The organism is Paenibacillus sp. GCM10027629 (genome assembly GCF_042676425.1).
GTDB lineage: Bacteria > Bacillota > Bacilli > Paenibacillales > Paenibacillaceae > Paenibacillus_K > Paenibacillus_K terrigena.
Genome location: NZ_JBHTGZ010000009.1, coordinates 972,606 through 988,122, shown reverse-complemented (window position 1 = coordinate 988,122; position 15,517 = coordinate 972,606). Strand labels below are relative to the sequence as shown.

12 protein-coding genes and 1 pseudogene are annotated in these 15,517 nt (G+C 44.5%); 9 read left to right on the top strand and 4 right to left on the bottom strand.

Translation table 11 applies throughout. The annotated features are described in order from the left end of the window. The first annotated feature begins 238 nt into the window (after positions 1 to 238). The 6 genes from ACFQZR_RS13995 to ACFQZR_RS13970 all read left to right on the top strand — a co-directional run bounded on the left by ACFQZR_RS13995 (position 239) and on the right by ACFQZR_RS13970 (position 4,651). The gene (locus tag ACFQZR_RS13995) at positions 239 to 445 is read left to right on the top strand and encodes a zinc ribbon domain-containing protein (protein ID WP_379346793.1); all 207 of its coding nucleotides are present in this window, start codon (positions 239 to 241) and stop codon (positions 443 to 445) included. Positions 446 to 847: 402 nt separating this feature from the next. Beyond that, the gene (locus ACFQZR_RS13990) at positions 848 to 1,291 is read left to right on the top strand and encodes a cell wall hydrolase (protein WP_379346791.1); all 444 of its coding nucleotides are present in this window, start codon (positions 848 to 850) and stop codon (positions 1,289 to 1,291) included. Between the two features lie 395 nt (positions 1,292 to 1,686). Next, positions 1,687 to 2,100, top strand: a complete 414-nt coding sequence (locus ACFQZR_RS13985) for a VOC family protein (RefSeq protein WP_379346789.1) — start codon at positions 1,687 to 1,689, stop codon at positions 2,098 to 2,100. A 372-nt stretch (positions 2,101 to 2,472) separates the two neighbouring features. Beyond that, complete coding sequence (locus tag ACFQZR_RS13980) at positions 2,473 to 2,574, top strand: YjcZ family sporulation protein (RefSeq protein ID WP_379346787.1); 102 nt, start codon at positions 2,473 to 2,475, stop codon at positions 2,572 to 2,574. Positions 2,575 to 3,241: 667 nt separating this feature from the next. After that, entirely contained in the window at positions 3,242 to 4,192 is a 951-nt protein-coding gene (locus tag ACFQZR_RS13975) for a phosphotransferase family protein (RefSeq protein WP_379346785.1), read from the top strand. Positions 4,193 to 4,231: 39 nt separating this feature from the next. Continuing rightward, complete coding sequence (locus tag ACFQZR_RS13970; protein WP_379346783.1) at positions 4,232 to 4,651, top strand: VOC family protein; 420 nt, start codon at positions 4,232 to 4,234, stop codon at positions 4,649 to 4,651. A 122-nt stretch (positions 4,652 to 4,773) separates the two neighbouring features. Here ACFQZR_RS13970 and ACFQZR_RS13965 read toward each other — a convergent pair whose 3' ends face one another. Together ACFQZR_RS13965 and ACFQZR_RS13960 are read right to left on the bottom strand one after the other, a co-directional pair. Continuing rightward, positions 4,774 to 6,765, bottom strand: coding sequence for a serine hydrolase domain-containing protein (locus ACFQZR_RS13965; protein WP_379346781.1), 1,992 nt, complete (start codon positions 6,763 to 6,765; stop codon positions 4,774 to 4,776). Positions 6,766 to 6,805: 40 nt separating this feature from the next. Beyond that, positions 6,806 to 6,898, bottom strand: a pseudogene (locus ACFQZR_RS13960) (ABC transporter ATP-binding protein); the annotation flags it as partial. A gap of 391 nt (positions 6,899 to 7,289) precedes the next feature. Between ACFQZR_RS13960 and poxB the strand changes: the two are divergent. Next, entirely contained in the window at positions 7,290 to 9,011 is a 1,722-nt protein-coding gene (gene poxB, locus ACFQZR_RS13955; protein ID WP_379346779.1) for a ubiquinone-dependent pyruvate dehydrogenase, read from the top strand. A 411-nt stretch (positions 9,012 to 9,422) separates the two neighbouring features. Here the strand turns inward: poxB and ACFQZR_RS13950 are convergent, their stop codons facing one another. Beyond that, the gene (locus ACFQZR_RS13950) at positions 9,423 to 10,922 is read right to left on the bottom strand and encodes a stalk domain-containing protein (protein WP_379346777.1); all 1,500 of its coding nucleotides are present in this window, start codon (positions 10,920 to 10,922) and stop codon (positions 9,423 to 9,425) included. 371 nt (positions 10,923 to 11,293) lie between these two features. On the opposite strand from ACFQZR_RS13950, the gene ACFQZR_RS13945 reads away from it, so the two are divergent. After that, complete coding sequence (locus ACFQZR_RS13945) at positions 11,294 to 11,494, top strand: GNAT family N-acetyltransferase (protein WP_379346775.1); 201 nt, start codon at positions 11,294 to 11,296, stop codon at positions 11,492 to 11,494. A 58-nt stretch (positions 11,495 to 11,552) separates the two neighbouring features. On the opposite strand, the gene ACFQZR_RS13940 is transcribed toward ACFQZR_RS13945, so the two are convergent. Beyond that, the gene (locus tag ACFQZR_RS13940) at positions 11,553 to 11,879 is read right to left on the bottom strand and encodes a hypothetical protein (protein ID WP_379346773.1); all 327 of its coding nucleotides are present in this window, start codon (positions 11,877 to 11,879) and stop codon (positions 11,553 to 11,555) included. A gap of 206 nt (positions 11,880 to 12,085) precedes the next feature. On the opposite strand from ACFQZR_RS13940, the gene ACFQZR_RS13935 reads away from it, so the two are divergent. Next, a complete protein-coding gene (locus tag ACFQZR_RS13935; protein ID WP_379346771.1) occupies positions 12,086 to 15,439 on the top strand; it encodes a DUF4855 domain-containing protein in 3,354 nt (1,117 codons plus the stop codon). Positions 15,440 to 15,517: the final 78 nt, after the last annotated feature.

Sequence of the window (15,517 nt, the reverse complement as noted above, 5' to 3'; positions counted from 1 at the left end):
AGCAACGTAACTTATGATACGGTTCTCTCGACGAAACGGCAAGCTTCATAAAATGGAATTTTACAACGCGACGGCAAGAAATCCGCATAAGAGAAGGCTTTCGGATATTTCGGTACATTGAAGGAAACACGTTATGATAGGCATTCATTGAGCTAAATATAGTAAATTTGTGGTACTGTTATCAGGATAATGCGTACTAAAATACAGTTTCGTAAAAAGAGATGAGGAGAGATACTAAATGAGAGATAAGGGTTGTATCAAATGCGGAAGTAACGACGCAGGCACAAAAGAAGTAGCAATGACTGGAACAGGTTTATCTAAAATGTTTGATATTCAAAAAAACGAATTCGTCGTCGTTTTCTGTAATAATTGCGGCTATTCGGAATTCTACAATCGAGAATCATCAGTCGGTTCCAATATTCTCGATTTATTTTTCGGCGGATAACATATCTTAGAAGAGTCATCGTATGAAATTTTTTAAAATGGCGTCTTAATCGATACTCAGTATAGTACAACTAAAATGCGTTGGTTTTTTAAGTATGAGTTTATCATGATGCTTGAGAAGGTCGGATTCAAAGATGTTTCTGTATATGGCGGCTAATTTTTAGTAGAAGTAAATGAATATCAAAATTTTATGATTATTAGGGCAAGAAAGTAAAACTAACGGGTAACGTTAGTTAAACGAAACAAGGAGTAGATTGCCGCGGCAGCTGCTTCTTGTTTTATTAATCTATTGGGCAGAAGAGTGTGGTGGAACGGCTATTTATTATCGCTCTCTATTTCGCCAGAGTAACACATCCGCTTCACCTGCAATATGATGAGTTTAGAAATCTAAAGAGGTGAGCCAATGGCAGTCGTAAAAGCCAGGAAACGGGATATTGATATGTTGGCAAGGTTGCTTCGAGCTGAAGCTGAGACCGAAGGCGAGACGGGCATGCTCCTTGTTGGAAATGTTGGCATTAACCGAGTAAGAGCGAATTGCTCCGATTTTAAAGGAATCCGGACGATTCCCGAAATGATCAATCAGGCGCATGCGTTCGAAGCATTGCAACATGGTTTGTACTATCAAAACGCAAGAGATAGGGAACGCCGTCTGGCGCAACGGGCTGTGAATGGGGAGCGGGCTTGGCCAGCCAAATTCTCCTTATGGTATTTCCGTCCAGGATCGTTCGAAAATCCCGGACCATGTCCGCCAACTTGGTATAATCAGCCGCTCGCAGGACGATGGAAGAAGCACTGTTTTTATGAACCGACCGCGGAAGAATGTGAAAGTGTATATGGTACGTTTTAAGAGCTGTTTAACGGATGGGAAGGATAGTTGAATTCACCAGAAAGGCCATCGATGACTTCGACGGCCTTTAGGCATGATATCAGGTGGTTCCAATTTCAGTCCATACATGTCGAGTGACAAAAACATAGTAACATTAGAAGCCGCTAATTATGCGGCTTTTTATTTTTATGATATCAAGATCTTGTCAAAACTCAATGACAAGAACTTTGTTACATTCCCGATAGGATCTCATCGTCAGCAGACAAGTTGAAAAGATACTTTTTGTTAAAATACTGAAATTCTCTTGAAGCGAGAAGGAAATACAATCATTGGGTTGAATTACTAAATAATGGTCTTTCGTATTGTTTGAGTATCAATCTCGGGGAAATCACCCATCTAAGGAGAAAATCGAAATTATGACTAAACAGATTGGCAGTATATTTATTCCTGTGAAGGAGTTGGAACGATCGATTTCATTCTATACGGAGATGTTGGGGCTTGTGTGCCGAGGCATTGAGGATTGGGGGGGAGGCAATCGTGGGGCTACGCTTTTTTTCCAACCGCATCCTGAGAATGGAACTTTGTTGACCTTAGCGGAGTTGAAAGAACCAACCCCTGTTATTTCCTTCCCAAGCTTCAACATTAAATGTGAAGATGTTAGGACGCTTCAAAAAGACTTGCATTCACGGGGTTGTCGTGTGAGCGATATTGAAACTTGGGATTCAGAATGGAATCATCATGTACTGTTCGATCTTTTTGATCCAGATGGTCATATGATAAGTTTAATTGAGATAACCCCTATCGCGGCTACTACTGTTCTTGAAAGTTAGTTCGACAATCGATGTAAAAATTACTGTGCTAACGGAACACGATAGTTGAATAATAAATGGATAAACCCGGTTATGCCGGGTTATTTAATGCAGAAATTCATGTGTAAAAAATGTGTATAGTGTAAAACAAAAAGCCGAAAACCCTTAATTATCAAAGGTTTACGGCTTATTATCTATACAATCAATTTATGTAAAATAAGAATTGTTGGCGTAGTTGCGATCCGTTGTGAAAATAACCGTAATTTCTGCACCGAGGATCAGACGATGATTATCTTGATTCCAAAATAGTGAAATAACCAGTAACGATTATCCAAACAAAGTGAGATCAGCCTTCATAATATAACGTGTACTCAAAAACAGGGAGGTGTTAAAATGTCCGATGTACGTGGAAGCTTTTTTACAAGCACAGGTACTATCCTTGTATTGTTCATCTTGTTAGTAATTGTCTCTTGTGCATGTATTGGTTTTGTATAGCACAGAACAATTAGCGCCTAATGTCGATAATTATTAATAAGAGTAGTCCGGGCACACTTAACACTTCTTTGCATAATATATCTAGTTCATACAGTTACCTCTTTAAAGCATGGCTGCCAATCTTTTGTGGCACTGTGCTTTTTTAGTGCTTAAAAAGACATCGAAGAGATCAGGGGTTATTTTATCCTTCGGGAAATTTTCGACATGTTACTTGGTGGCCGCTGGCGCCGCTGCATAACGAGTGTATATCGTTTGGATTACGAATAACGTAAAATGCCGTAGTGGCGCGGATCGATCGAGGTTGTATGAACGATGTATAACGTCTTTACCGTTGATTAACGGAGAAGCCCGTCGTTATGCGGTTTTTACATTGCGTTAGGGGCAACGGTTTGATAGGCCGTTGGTCGTCCGGATGCATAAACGTTATATACGGATCGGAACGAAGGAGGCGGGGGCGGCGAAACCCCAATGGGATCGATTTAGGGCCGGCATCAACGGACACGAGAGTTGAATAACACACATTATCGAGCAGGCTGCTTAAGTCTGCTTATTTTATTGAACTAGAGGACAGATTAGTATAATTATTCTTTACCTTCCTTTAAATAGTAATAAAGTGATATGATCTTCCTAAATGTTGAACGTAAGAAAAGAGACGAAGGTAAAAAGGATGGGAAGAGAAGAGATGACTGCGTATAAAAAACCAACAGTGGAAATTTCCGAAGTGGAAGTTGTATTACGTAAGCACTTTAGTTCGGATGTGACAGGGATGACGCCATTAGAAGGAGGGGGGAATATAAGCACTGTATTCTCCTTCACGTCTTTTGACAAGGAATATGTAATTAAATTCTGCGATTTAGCAGGGAGTTTTGAAACTGAAAAATTCATTTCAACCCTCTTATCTTCTCAGGGAATTCCGTTTCCTCTCTGTTTGGAGCTAGGTAATTTTAAATCATTGAACTATATAATTTCAGAAAAGATAAATGGACACAATCTGAACAGTTGCTCTTACGAGCAACAACACAGAATGCTTCCAGAGGTCATTCAGATTCTGACACGAATGAACCATGTGAAGTTAGGAACAACAAAAGGTTATGGCATGATAAATTTGAGTGGTAATGGTACTTATAATTCTTGGATGGAACATATTATTGCTACCCATGCTGAAGATCTAGCGGATGGCTTCTGGGAAGGTTGGCACAGCTTATTCAAAACATCCTGTCTAGAGAAAGATGTGTTTGATGAATGTTATAACAGATTGTTAGCTTACTCAACCTACAATGAACCACATCGTTATTTTATTCACGGTGATTTCCACCAGTATAATATACTATCTAATGGACAACGAATAACTGGAGTTATTGATAGTAATGGTAAATATGGAGATTTTCTTATCGACCTGGCAACTTTAGACTGGCACATAAAGACACACTTGAAGCTCGATGTGGTCCAAAGATACCAAAATTATCAGCAAGAAATGGGTATTACCTTACCAAATTTTAAAGAAAGATTAATTGGGGCTAAATATTATAATGGATTGATAGGATTACGCTTTTATGCAAAGATGGGATGGAATGATTCTTATTTCGAGCTCCGTGATGAGTTATTAAGTTTAATATAATACAATCACGATTTATTTCTCTTGAAGGAGGGGTTTCAAATGAACACCACATCAAAGAGTAAAACACTTGTTCATACTGTAGTTCAGGTTAGACTGCCAGTTAGAAATATCGATGAATCCGTAGCATGGTATGAAAAGTATTTCGGCTTTACACATTGCTGGAAAACCGAAGAAGAATCAGACCTGAGGCTTGAACCAGGACCCTATTTGTTTTTTAAACGAGTAGAACAACCCATTCCAATACATATTGTATCGGACGGAAAACCTTATGCGGTACTTTGTATAAAAACATCTGATGTTTTTGAATGTTACCAAAGATTCGTCGACGCAGGTGAAGAGGTAACCGAAATAACGTATACTTGGGGTATTGATCGATTTCCTGAATTCAATGTTACAGACCCTTCTGGCAATATTATAAATATAGCGAACTATCCCGATTTACATATTAATGGCTTTTGAGCTATCGGTCCGCGTTCACCGACAGCTGGAGTGGTTGTTCGTTTAACCTTAAACTCGGATGAAATGTTGGTGACTTTTTCTAGTATCCCCTTTGATTTAGCTCTGAAGATCGATCTTTGTGATCAGGGTGCTAACTTATAAATAGCTTCAGAAATTAATGCAGCGGCTTCTTTTCTAAGCATATTTTGTTTGGCATGGTAATCGACGCCTGTTTTGGTTGTAGTAACTTCAGGCCCAAATAATTCTAGTGCTACCATTGCCTTAACTCCCTGTTTCGATGAGTCGTTTACTTCTCCTGTTATCTGTGCATTTAACGTATCTATCTCTGGCATTCTAAGTTTTTTGGCTGCTTTCATAAAAAAAGTTGCAGCTTCTTGTCTTTGGATAGGCGCATCTATTTTGACAGGGGCGTTTATAATCCCGTTGTCCTTTGCTTTTTGTACCTCTTCTGCGATGGATCCATTCTTTCTTTGTTCTGGTTCAATCGTAGGGGAGACTTCTAGTACTAGCATCGTCATGGTTATAAATTCTCCCCACGTTATAGGTTTATTCGGTTCAAACCGATCTTTCCAAGTTGAAGGCAACAGTTTTGACACTTGCACATTACGGATTTGTTGTGCGTAGGCATCATCCTTTTGGACATCAGAGAAATATGGAAGTTTACTTTTTTGAGCATAAGACAAAAGATTTTTCATATAGGCAATCGAACCATCTGGATTTTCTTTAAAAGCTAGCATCTGCCCTTCATCGTTGATAAATAGTAATGGATCAATCTGCCTATAAATATTATTGCCGTTAATGAAAGAGATATTATTTTCAAGTACTAACTCCCCATCACCATGTGGCGTAATATGAGTGATTAAAAAGTCCTTGCGCAAATCTATAAAAGTTCCTGCAAAACGCTGCAATTCTTCCTGAGGGGTTTTCAAATACGTTGGCTGTTTCTTGGTAGGATAAAAATGATCCATGAACTGTTTATAAAACTCTTGGCGTATGTCAGAAGGCTTGTTTCCTACAATGAAGAAGCCCACTTTTTGTTCAGGTAGCAGTGTTAGTAAGTTGCTGAAACCTTCCCCATCGCCTCCTTTAGAAATGACGAGCTGATTATGGTGGTCTTGCGTGAGTATCGAATTTTCAAACCCTAGTGTTGTATCTGGATATTCTGGATGAATTTTGGATTGATATTCTTGCATCGCATGAACAGTTTTTGGTTGAAGAATATGTTTATTTTTGAAAAAGCCACTATTCAGTTGGGCAATCATAAAATGGGCAATATCATCAGGTGTTGCATTGAGCGCTGCCGCTCCATCAATCGTAGGTGTCCAAGTATAGGGAGGGATTACATGGCCGTTTGGGTCATATTCGAGGGAGCGTTTTTTCTGAATTTCAGGAGATAAATAGAGACTGCTATTTTTCATCTCCAAGGGTTGAAATACATGTTTTTTCATATATTGTTCAAATGGCATACCTGATACTTTTTCGACCATGTAACCCAACAGAGTATAATTAAAATTATTATAAACGTACACTTCCCCGGGCTTTCGCACAACTGGAGGCATATTTGATTGCAAAAAAGGTTTCATTGGATGGATTTTTGATAAATCTTCTTCAAAATCAACCTTTTGAGTTTCATTTGAAGCAAAACCTGCTGTATGATCTAGTAAATGTTTCACATTAATTGGTTCTTTATATGGATTGTCAATTTTGACATCCTTTAAATAGGTTTGGATATTTGTGTTTAGGTCAATCTTTCCTTGTTCAACTAACTGCATGATCGCGGTGGCAGTAAACGACTTTGTAGTAGAGGCCATTAGGAACACCGTTTTTTCTGGGTTAACGGCTATTTTTTTATCTAGATTTGCATAACCAAATCCTTTTTCATATAAGATTTTATCCCCTTTGACTACAACTACAGCCCCCCCGGGTACATTCATCTTCTTGATTTTATCCTGCTGTAAAAATTGTTCTACAAATTTACTAACCTCTTTAGTAGATAAAGGTCTTGTTGGTACTTCTGCAGCTTCTACAGTCCTTCCTATGGTTTGGCAGCCTGAAAGTAGAAATTGAAATGCTGTAATAGATACAAGTATCAATTGCAATACTCTTCTTTTCATTTAATGACAATCCTTTCTTTATGAAATCAAAAACTTATTCTTCACCCTTCCGGATGTTCATGCTGACACTCGATACGACTTCATTTACATGATAGGTTTTTGTTAACTGATGTGTACGAAGAATATAGGTCATATACATGTTTCCTGCTCTTGTCAACCTGTTTCAACTTTAACAAAAGCCCCTGTCTTTTTTATTACTTCAATCTTAAGTAATTCTTACTTTTAGAGTCACCGCAGCACGAAACGAAAAATAAAGTACATTAAACTCGTCGATATGTCCATTAGGCTCATGAACCGGTGAATGACCCGTCAGAAAAAGGAGAAATAGACCCTATCATGACGATTTTGAGACTTGTAATAAGGAATGAAATGACCGAAATTTGACTACTTAATCTAAGATTGAGCCCAACAATCCCGAGATGTGGATTGCCGGGCTTTCTTCTTGTTTCAGGCTTAAATCGTTGTGAAAAGAATAGGCTGCTCGTATTATGGCAATATAATAAAAACAAAAAGGAGAGATTCCCTTGAAAAGAACGATTGCGGATTCCATTGTGGAATCCCTTCTGAACTCCGGCGTGAAGCGAATTTACGGCATTATCGGCGATTCGCTCAATGCCTTAATCGATGCGATCCGTCGTTCCGGAAAAATAGAATGGATCCATGTCCGCCACGAAGAGGTTGCAGCGTTCGCGGCGGGCGCGGATGCCACCCTCAGCGGAGGAATCGCCGTATGTGCGGGTAGCAGCGGACCAGGTAATTTGCATCTCATTAACGGATTGTACGATTGCCATCGAAACCGGGTGCCAGTACTTGCGATTGCCGCTCATATTCCGAGCAGTGAAATCGGCAGTGGCTTTTTTCAAGAGACCCGTCCGGACATGTTATTTCAGGAATGCAGCTTCTTTTGTGAAGTCGTAACCGGACCGAAGCAAATGCCACGAGCGGTTACGATGGCGATGCAAACCGCGACGGCAAGGTCAGGAGTGTCTGTCTTAGTTCTTCCGGGTGATGTAGCCGCTTTCGAATACGACGAAAGCCCCGTTCCGGAACGCGTCATCCATTCCACCCGGCCGATAGTCTGCCCTTCTACAGATGAATTGAAGACGCTTGCCGACTACCTAAACAAAGGCAAGAGGATCACCTTGCTGTGCGGTGCCGGCTGCGCGGGAGCTCATGCTTCGCTCATGAAGCTGTGCGAGAAGCTGCAATCCCCGATGGTCATAGCGCTGCGAGGAAAAGAATATCTGGAATACGACAATCCATATTCCGTCGGATTAACCGGACTCATTGGATATTCTTCCGGATACCACGCCATGATGGAATGCGATGTCTTACTCATGCTGGGTACTGATTTTCCATACCGGCAATTTTATCCGCAAGAAACGACCATCCTTCAGGTAGATTTGGATTCCTCCCGACTAGGCCGGCGAACGACGCTCGCATACGGGGTGTGCGGAGACGTGAAGACGACGGTCGAAATGCTGTTACCCCTGTTAAAGGAACCGCACTCCCCTGATCATCTGCAGCACTTTGCCGCACATTATGCCAAAGTCCGCGAGGAACTGGACAATCTTGCAGATCCCGGCCGAGCGCCTATTCATCCGCAATACCTCATGAAGGTAATCAGCGATCTCGCAGATGAGGATGCCGTTGTGACTTGCGATGTTGGGACGCCGACTGTGTGGGCTGCCCGATACTTGAAAATGAATGGAAAAAGAAGGCTTATTGGCTCGTTTAACCACGGGACAATGGCGAACGCCATGCCTCAGGCGATTGGGGCGCAGGTTGCACAGCCGCGACGCCAGGTCGTATCGCTGTCGGGGGACGGGGGACTCACCATGCTGCTCGGAGATCTATTGACCCTTCGTCAGCATAAGCTCCCGATCAAGATCGTTGTCTTTAATAATGGTGCGCTTGGATTCGTGGAATTGGAAATGAAAGCAGCCGGCTTTTTAGAATTCGGAACGGAACTCGACAATCCAAACTTTGCGGTACTGGCTCAAGCCATGGGAATCGAAGGAATCCGGGTCGAGAATCCGAATGACTTGGAAAGCGCCGTTCGCCGAGCGCTCGAACACAGCGGTCCGGTAGTGTTGGACGTCGTCGTCAACCGTCAGGAGCTGGCTATGCCGCCGAAGATCAACTTCGAGCAGGCACGCGGATTTACGATGTGGATGCTGAAAGCCGTTTTGAACGGGCAAGGGAACGAAATCATCGAACTGGCGAAAACCAATCTTCTTCGGTAATAAATAGGAGTACTTTGAAGTGGTCTCAGAAGTCAGAAATATTGTCCCATTCCCTTTTGCAAAGACGAAATTAATCCATCTACAGGAATCCTAATTGATTTGTCTTGCAACTCGGAACGAAGCATTGTTCAAGAGCGTCATGAATCGGGATTAAGAGGAGGAAGAGATAGAGGTAGAACCCGAAGCGTTTTCTGCTGAGGATTTCATTCGACAAGTCAATCTCAAAGTATGGATCAAAATCAAGAGCGCAGCAAAGGGCAAGGCAATAGAAGAAGTCCTTTATGAATAAATCCGCATGGTAATCTTACAAAAGTGAGGTGGCCATGCGGATTTATGTATAATCGAGGAATGAATGGATAGCTGGTGAGGGATATAAAACAGCGGGTGGCCAGAGGCCATCCGCTGTTCTGCTTAATGTACTTGCACCTGTGTATTCATCCGTAACTGCTGCAGCTGTGAATCCCATGTGATCGAAAGGCCGAGTCCCTTCTCGAAGAGTTGATAAGGAGCAGCGACAGCACCTGTTAAAGAAGATACAGATTCAGGGAGCTCGATAGCTTGGTCATCCACTAGAATAATACTTTCCCCGCCGCGAAACGTGAAGGATCGGCCTTCATATTCAATCGTATAGGAAAGTGTGCCCGATGGATCTTGATTGGTCGCAAACTGTGCTCCAAGTGCTCGGGTAATCGTAGTTATCGGAATATGAACTGTATTTGTACTCACTCGCGGAGCAAATATCGAGTTGATCACTTGTCCATCAATCATGATGTCTACTGCAATATTGGTCTTAATCGGGAGATAGATCATGCCATCGGGTGAAGCTGCCGTTGCTCCAACTGAATTAAAATGGTTACCGCCCCAACCCCATACTTCGCCGCGTTCCGAGATCGCCTGATTGTGGTAGGTTCCAGCGCTGATCGATTTGATCTTAGGTAAGCCGTTAACCTTGCCTTGCTTGCCTATAACCGTTCTTCCATAGCTATATACATCGCCTGCTGTCGTTAGGAACAGCGTGTAAAAGCTAGCTGCTCGTACTTCTTTAATAGTCAATTTAGGTTGAACGGCAGTTGGCTTACCCTTGGCGTCCAAAGTCCAGACCTTGCCTTTCTTGTCTAGTGCATATGAGGCTTGCTCATTGGAAGTGACGGAACGAATATTGGATAATCCTTTCATCCGTACAGGCTTAGTAGGAGTCTTGATATTGGAATTGAACATGAGTGATGGTTCATTCCAACTCCATACGGTGCCATCACGTTTCACGGCATAGATTTGGTGGTTGGATACATGTATCTGCACCACATTCGCAATGCCGCTCACAGCAGCAGGTTTCCGAACGCTGTTTGTATCATTCTTGTTCAACTCACGCTGCCACGACCATACGCTCCCGTCTTGACGAAGCGCTACACCGAAGTCCGAGCCTGATGCAACAGTGACTGCATTTGCAATTCCTGCCACCTGCTGAGGCAGTACAGAATGAATCGTATAGTCATCTGAACGCGGTGCTGTTCCCCATGTCCATACCGTTCCATCCGCCTTAACAGCGAGATTGTGTCCGTCTCCGCTAGTAGCAATATGCTTAATATCCGACAACAAGCTCAGACGAACAGGCCCGTCTGTTTGCGATACGGTAACGGTTTCTTGTATCCCTATTTCGCCCAATAGATTGCGTCCCCATGTCCATACCGAGCCGTCCTTGCGAAGAGCGATCGAGTAATAATTACCTGATTCAACTTGCGTGAATTGCAAGGCATCATGGATTCCTTTCTCCGAAGCAGAAGCGGATACAGGAATCGCTGTCCCGACAAGCATAATGATCATGGCGATGATCAGCGGCTTAATGGCAATTCTTGCTGCGGAATGCCAGATAGGTGAAGACTGAGTCTTATAGATAGAATTAGGCGATCTCATGGATTATTCATCCCTTTCGTAAGATTAGTATGAGTAGATATATACTAGATTGACGCAGGTTGTTGCTAAAAAGTTCCAAGAAGTATTTTGGGGTGAATGAACATTGATCCAAGTAGCGGCAGTAATCATTGAGAACGAGGAAGTCAGATCCTCATCGCTCGACGTCGACAGGTAAGTCGTAAGCGAGTATGTAGGAGTTTTTCTGGCGGTAAGTTGAAGTACGGGGTATCCGTTGAAGTGTGCTTGAAGCGAGTTTATTCAATTCGATGCGGCTGGATTCTTGTACGGCAATTTCCGCGGCCGTTTGTTTAAGTATGACTACAGCGGTGAGTGCTTCGAAGTACTGGAGGATGATGCGAAGCTGTTCACTCGTGATCAGCAAGGCAACCTGTACTTTGCGCACGGGGCAGACTTGTATCTTTAAAGGGGTTCGGACGGTATCTTCAGAAAGGGGAAAAGGCATTGGGAGCAAGTTAATTCTATGGGCAATTGAGCGTGTAAAAGAACGAGGCTGTCATATTATTCAGCTAACGACTGATAAAAAAGCGAGTAGATGCGTTGCTTTTTTATGAACGTTTAGGATTAAAAGCTACTCGTGAGGGTTTAAAAATGAAGCTTTAATTCAATAGTTCAATCGAAGCACGAAGGCAGTTGGTCATTACGATCATCTGCCTTTTCTAATCTAATGGGTTGTTGGCAAGGCGGGCGAGTAGATGGAGCGGACGCGGTCGGTGGCCGTGAACTCTGCGAATTAGCAGGCGCAGCGGACGATTGAGAACTTGCCGGGCCAATAACAATCGGCCGAATGCTCGCGAATCGGCCAAGCGAGAACCGAATCCCGCCAATGAGAACTAGGCAGATCTGTTGCGTGAATGCTACGATGGCTCCGTTCGAATATGTGCGAAGTGATTGGTTGGGCTGTACTACTGCTGTTGCCCAATGCAAACTCAGCGCCACTGGCGGCAACGGACGCGGCCTTGATGGCTTCCTCTCCGGAGGGAGCCGATCTTATACACCCTGCTTCTGAATATTTTTTCAAGATGGCTTATACCAGATTTCGCGAAAGGGGGGATCAAAATTTAGCGTTCACCTGGAGCAGAAATAAGGGTTTACAGTTTTTTGAAATTTCTGTACTTGAGAATTAAGTAAAGGAGCTGGCCTTGTTGAATTTGTATAAAAAATGGGTATCCGGATTAATGGCGGCCGTATTACTAATGGCTCCAGTCACTGCGGTGCAGGCGAAATCACCTGTACCGGATGTGACTGTACTGGAGGAGGCAGGAGCAGACCAGATGGAAGCAGGAAATGATACAGGTAATTCAGCAGTGCAGGAGACGCAATTCCGAAATCTTGCGGCAGGTCTCCCGTATGAATGGTCTCAAGGTCCGGAAGCTTCGCATCCCGATAACGGATACAAGCTTACGGACGGAAAATACGGCGCATTGGATTTGAACGATCCGGCATGGGTAGGACATTTGCGCGGACAAACGCGCGAAGTCGTGTTTGATCTCGGTGCGGAAAAGTCAATTGGAAAGATCACGGCTAATTTCTTTCAAGATTATCCTACTAACTCGATCCTCGTGCCGCTGTCGGTATCGATGTATGTCTCCGACGACAAACAAAATTGGGGGCTGCTTTCCCATAACGCGACGCAACTGCTTTGGGGAGGAGGACCGCCCAGACAGGAGACTTTTGAATGGGATGGCAACCGGGATGGAATCAAAGGCGGGAATAAGGAGGGCAAACTGGCTTTTGCCCGGTATGTGAAGGTAGCTTTTTCAATGCATCCTTCGTTAAGGGAATTTATTGACGAAGTCGAAATTATGGGTAAAGACGGCAAGGTTGAGGGGGCGGTAAAGGTTCCTGCCGAGCAGCCTCAATTTTTGAAGCCGGGGGAAACAACGGCGGGTATCCGGAATCTAAATCTGCTCTATAACGGACAATACGCGAATGGTTTGGGCAATTGGAACAAGAAACGAATTATCCCGAACATCAGTTATGTAAATAAAGATGGCGAGCCGGTCGATTGGCTTTTTGACGGCGTTCTATATCTAGGGATTGCTTCGCCTGCCGGCCGCGATTTCGGTCTCGGACAAACGAACCTGGAAGATTGGAAATGGTATTTGGATAAAACATTTGCAGCCTCTGGCGATATGCAGCAGTTGAACGAAGCAGCCAAGGAAGTTGGGGCTAAGCTGAAACAGCCAAATCATCGAGTCAAGGTTGTGTTAATGATTCCGGATCCCGGGGAAACCTTAACCGATTTTGGTGATATTGACGGCAGCGGTTCCTTAAACTTTAACGCTTCCGTCGTAGGCAAAGAAAAAGCGTTTGAAAACAGGAAAAAAGCGGTGCAGTGGTGGCTGGATCAAGCCCAACAAAGATGGCATGCTGCCAACTACTCTAATCTTGACTTTGTCGGCATGTACTGGATGCCGGAACAAATCGATATATCCGAATCGGGACCGGATATGGCTCGCGCGATGACGGAAAAAGTGCACGCCATGAACATGAAGGCTTTCTGGATTCCTCACTCTTTAGCTTATAAAATGTTTATGTGGAAAGACGTCGGGATGGACGCCGCGGCTTACCAGCCGAATTACTTCTTTGGCGGAATGGATTCCGACCGTTTGGAAGATGCTGCGAATAATGCAAAGCGTTACGGGATGGGGAACGAAATTGAATTTGATGACGGGATGCTGACTGATCTCGAACTCCGCAAGCGTTATATCGAATACTTGGACAGCGGCGTCAGGTCTGGCCTGATGCAAAATGGCTTCAGAGCTTACTATCAAGGCAATAATGCAGTATACAACTTAGGGGTAAGTAAGGATCCGGATTTGCGTTTAATGTATGACTGGCTGTACCAATATTTGAACGGAACGTACGCCATGGACAGCAGCCCGGCGCCAGAGATGATGGCTGAGCTTGTACGGGGTTATGTCGCGTCGAACGAAATCGATTCGGTTTTTGGCAGTGACTTGTCGAATCGTTTGCAGTCCATCAAGCTTCTTCTGGAACAAAACAAGCCGAAGGATGCCGTAACGCATATGCAGGATTTTCTCGCGCACATCCACGACCCAGCCGTGCAAGCGCAAGGGCTGATCTCCGCTCCGGCAGCAACCATACTTGGTACCTACGCTCAAGTTCTCATTCATACCTGGTCTGACGGCTCGGGGCTAAGCAATCTGGTTCTTGGCAAAAATTACACGGTTTCGAAGCCGCCTAACAGCTACTATTCCGATTCCGGGAACGAACTTACGAACGGACAATTCGGCGGGACGGATTACGGCAACAAGCAGTGGCAGGGCTATGCAGGGAGCGACTACCCTGACGAACGAAGCCGCACAATCACATTTGATTTGGGCAGCAGCAAATCGATCGGGCAAATTAGAGCCCATTTTCTTCAGGATAGAGGACCCGGCATCTATTTCCCTCAGAACGTCACTTTTTCTGTTTCATCTGACGGCCATTCCTGGAGCCGGCTTGCAACCGTTACTCCGCCACCAGCACAAGATGCAGCCGCGGCCGAGTTCGTAAGCTGGAGCGGAATAATTGACGGCGTGCCGGGGGAAGCGGGAGCCGATAAAGTGTACGCCCGCTACGTCAAAGTTGAATTCCCGGTCAATGTCTGGGTCTTCCTTGATGAAATCGAAGTTCTCGGCATTGACGTTGATAAGAGCAAGCTAAAAGCGGATATCGATCAAGCGAAGAAGCTGTATGACGATACGAGCGTAGGTACAGCACCGGGGCAAGTATCCGAAGCAGCTCAAGCGAAGCTGGTTACTGCGATCGCTGCTGCGCAGGCGGTGAACGATAACAGCGCGGCGAAGCAAGTCGAAGTCGATGCAGCAGTGAACGCACTCAGCGACGCAGTGAAGGAATTTAGAAGTGCGATCGTTCCGCCGAAGCCGGATACACCTGCGACGACGCTAACCGGTAATAGCTCAGTTGCGGCAGGAGAAGAGTTTACGGTTACGCTCGGACTCGATAGAGTGAGCGGTTCCGTATACGCACAAGATCTATCCTTGCAGTACGATGCGGCTGCGATGACGTATGTCGGTGCAGAATCCATCTTGCCAGGCGTGAGCATCGTGGATAAAATAACAACGTCAGAGGGCAAGCTCCGGTTCATCGTCGCGAGTGAAGGGGCAGCACATGGCATTCGCGATAAAGCGAACGTAATGAAGCTGACATTCCGGGCCAAGAATGTGACGGTGCCGATAACGGGGACAATTGCAGTATCGAATGCGCTTGTCGCAGACGAGAAAGGGACGGAAGCAAGCATTAGGGCCGCATCGCTGACGGTTCAAGTGACTGTCGTTACGCCGGGCATTCCTGGTGATGTGAACGGTGACAGCAAGGTCAGCATCGGGGATTTGGCCATCGCGGCGGCAAATTATGGCCGAACTAGCCAAGATCCGAACTGGGCGGCGATTAAAGCATGCGATATCAACAACGATGGCAAGATTGATATCATGGACTTGGCAGCTATTGCGAAGTTGATTGTGAAGTAGACGGGGATATAAGGAAGCAAGGCACCCGAGGCTTGGTCTGTTCTTATACCGACTGTTGCATTGGGCAATCCGGACGAG

What these genes read in the sequence shown, in the direction of transcription:
- ACFQZR_RS13995 (WP_379346793.1), top strand. Translation starts at nt 239, where the DNA reads ATGAGAGATAAGGGTTGTATCAAATGCGGAAGTAACGACGCAGGCACA.
- ACFQZR_RS13990 (WP_379346791.1), top strand. Translation starts at nt 848, where the DNA reads ATGGCAGTCGTAAAAGCCAGGAAACGGGATATTGATATGTTGGCAAGG.
- ACFQZR_RS13985 (WP_379346789.1), top strand. Translation starts at nt 1,687, where the DNA reads ATGACTAAACAGATTGGCAGTATATTTATTCCTGTGAAGGAGTTGGAA.
- ACFQZR_RS13980 (WP_379346787.1), top strand. Translation starts at nt 2,473, where the DNA reads ATGTCCGATGTACGTGGAAGCTTTTTTACAAGCACAGGTACTATCCTT.
- ACFQZR_RS13975 (WP_379346785.1), top strand. Translation starts at nt 3,242, where the DNA reads ATGGGAAGAGAAGAGATGACTGCGTATAAAAAACCAACAGTGGAAATT.
- ACFQZR_RS13970 (WP_379346783.1), top strand. Translation starts at nt 4,232, where the DNA reads ATGAACACCACATCAAAGAGTAAAACACTTGTTCATACTGTAGTTCAG.
- ACFQZR_RS13965 (WP_379346781.1), bottom strand. Translation starts at nt 6,765, where the DNA reads ATGAAAAGAAGAGTATTGCAATTGATACTTGTATCTATTACAGCATTT.
- ACFQZR_RS13950 (WP_379346777.1), bottom strand. Translation starts at nt 10,922, where the DNA reads ATGAGATCGCCTAATTCTATCTATAAGACTCAGTCTTCACCTATCTGG.